Annotated in this window: 1 protein-coding gene and 1 pseudogene; both read right to left on the reverse strand. The window is 63.6% G+C overall.

Features of this window, described 5'->3' with window-relative positions:
• Positions 1-88: 88 nt before the first annotated feature.
• The gene (gene glgX / locus RMO18_RS17700) at positions 89-2,215 is read right to left on the reverse strand and encodes a glycogen debranching protein GlgX (RefSeq protein WP_309667696.1); all 2,127 of its coding nucleotides are present in this window, start codon (positions 2,213-2,215) and stop codon (positions 89-91) included.
• Positions 2,212-2,673, reverse strand: a pseudogene (locus tag RMO18_RS17705) (starch synthase); the annotation flags it as partial. The gene glgX and the pseudogene RMO18_RS17705, both read right to left, overlap by 4 nt.

Below are 2,673 nucleotides of genomic sequence, written 5' to 3' on the forward strand. Positions count from 1 at the left end.
TAGTGCCGCCCCATGAACACCGGGGTCTTCTTGCGCAACCCCGAAGTGCCGGGCTTTTGTCCCGCAATCGGGGCGGTCTGGACGGTGGTCATGGTGACTTTCCTCCCTTGGGCTGGCCGGAAACCGACCGGAACAGCAAGACACTTAGCGCGGGCGCAGTGGTGAGTGCGGGGCCAGTGATCAGGTCGGGGCGCGTGGTGTCAAGGACGAGGTCCCAGCCTGGCGCGATGTCAGGCAGATGCAGAGCGGTTTCCGGCCCGGAATTGAACACAACAAAGGCCGCATCCCGGTTGCCGTCACTGCCTTCGGCAGCCATCCGCACTTCCACGCAGAGGCACCGGAACGCCGGGTCATGCCATTCCTCGGATTGTGGCACCGTGCCGTTGGCGCGGCGCCAGATCACCTCTGGCACCTGATCCGTGGGGCGTTGGCGGGCATGCAGAAAGCGGCGCTGGCGCAGCATCGGCATTTCACGCCGCAGGGCGGTCAGACGCGCAACGAAGGCCTGCAACCCTTGATCGGCATTGGCCCAATCGAGCCAGCTGACCTCGTTGTCCTGCGCATAGGCGTTGTTGTTGCCGCTTTGGCTGTTGCCGATCTCGTCGCCCATCAGCAGCATCGGCATGCCTTGCGACAGCATCAGTGTGGCCAGAAGGTTGCGCTTGCGCAGAGCGCGGGCGGCCATGACCTTCGGGTCAGTCGTAGGCCCCTCGACGCCCATATTGTCGGAATGGTTTTCCGAATGGCCGTCGCGGTTATCTTCGCCATTGGCGAAGTTGCGCTTGATGGTAAAGCTGGCCAGATCATCCAGCGTAAAGCCGTCATGCGAGGTCACGAAGTTCACCGAAGAGGTCGCCGCGCGTCCGGAATGATCGAACCGGTCGGCGCTGCCCAGAACGCGCGAGGCAAGATCGCGGGTCATTCCTGCGTCGCCCTTCCAGAACCGGCGCACGCCATCGCGGTATTTGTCGTTCCATTCTTGGAACGGGTGCGGGTAGGCGCCCAGCTGATAGCCGCCAGGGCCGATATCCCACGGCTCGGCTATCAGTTTCACCCGGCTTAGAACGGGATCTTGCCTTATCACATCGAAGAATCCGCCATTGGGATCAAAGCCATGCGCCTCACGCCCAAGAGCGGTGGCAAGGTCAAAGCGGAAGCCATCGACATGCCCGACCTCCACCCAGTAGCGCAACGAATCCATCACCATGCGCAACACCATCGGATGCGTCAGATTCAGCGTGTTGCCGGTGCCCGCGTCGTTCACATAGTGCCGCCCGCCGGCCGCAAGCCGATAGTAGCTGGCGTTATCAAGGCCGCGAAACGACAGTGTCGGCCCCCATTCATCGCCCTCGGCGCTGTGGTTGTAGACCACGTCGAGGATCACCTCGATTCCGGCCGCGTGCAGGCGGCGCACCATGGTCTGAAACTCCCACAACGCGCCTTTGGACATGTAGCGCGGTTCCGGCGCAAAGAACGCCAGCGTGTTGTAGCCCCAATAGTTTCGCAGGCCCTTGGCCATCAGAAAGCGATCATCGACAAAGGCCTGCACCGGCATCAGTTCGATCACGGTGATGCCCAGCTTTTGCAGGTGCTCGATCACCGGGTCGGAGCACAGGCCGAGGTAGGTGCCGCGCAACTGCTTGTCGATCCCCTGGTGAAGGGCGGTCAGGCCCTTCACATGCGCCTCGTAGATCACGGTATCGATGCGGGGGGTGCGCGGGGCTGTGTCGTTGCCCCAACTGAACGAGGGGTCGGTGACCACGGCTTTTGGCACCGCAAAGGCGCTGTCGCGGGTGTCAAAAGACAGATCACCGCGTGGGCTGCCGATCTTGTAGCCCATCACCGCGTCCGACCATTTCAGACGCCCTTCAAGGGCGCGCGCGTAGGGATCAAGCAACAGCTTGTGCGGGTTGAACCGGTGGCCTTGTTCGGGCGCATCGGGCCCATGCGCCCGAAAACCGTAAACGGTGCCCAGGGTCAGACCGCCGACATGAATGTGCCAGATGTCGCCGTCGCGTTCACGGATCGGCAGGCGGGCCAGTTCCTTGCGCCCGTCGGCGGAGAACAGGCACAATTCGATCAGTTCAGCATGCGCCGAGAACACCGCGAAATTCACCCCGTCGCCGGTGAAGGACGCCCCCATCGGCCACGGACGACCCGTACCGACCGCATGGCCCGAAAGGCGCGCAGGGGGCGACACGGTCTGCGGCGTCACGCGATCAGTCTTTCGTACAGCCGCGCGTAGGTATTGGCCGAGGTTTCCCAACCGACGGGATGGCGCATTGCATTGGCCTGGCACCGCGACCAGGTGTCGGCGTCCTTGAACAGCGACAAAAGCTGCGTCAGCGCCTGCCCTAGCGCCAATGTGTCCACCGGATGAAACTGGATACCCGTTGCCACCCCAGCCGACAGCGTTGCCGGTGACGCGCCGATCACCGTATCGGCCAGCCCACCCACCGACGATACCACCGGCAGCGTGCCGTACCGCAGCCCGTACATCTGGGTCAGGCCGCACGGCTCGAACCGGCTGGGTACCAGCACGGCATCGGCACCGCAGAAGAAGCGGTGGCTCAACGCCTCGTCATAGCCGATCTTGACCGCAACCCGCCCGGGGAATCGCGCGGCCAGACCCCGCATCGCGCCCTCAAGTGCCGGATCGCCTGATCCCAGCAC

Origin of the sequence: Tabrizicola sp. (genome assembly GCF_031377265.1) — a bacterium.
In the GTDB taxonomy this organism is placed as follows: Bacteria; Pseudomonadota; Alphaproteobacteria; order Rhodobacterales; family Rhodobacteraceae; genus JAUYQR01.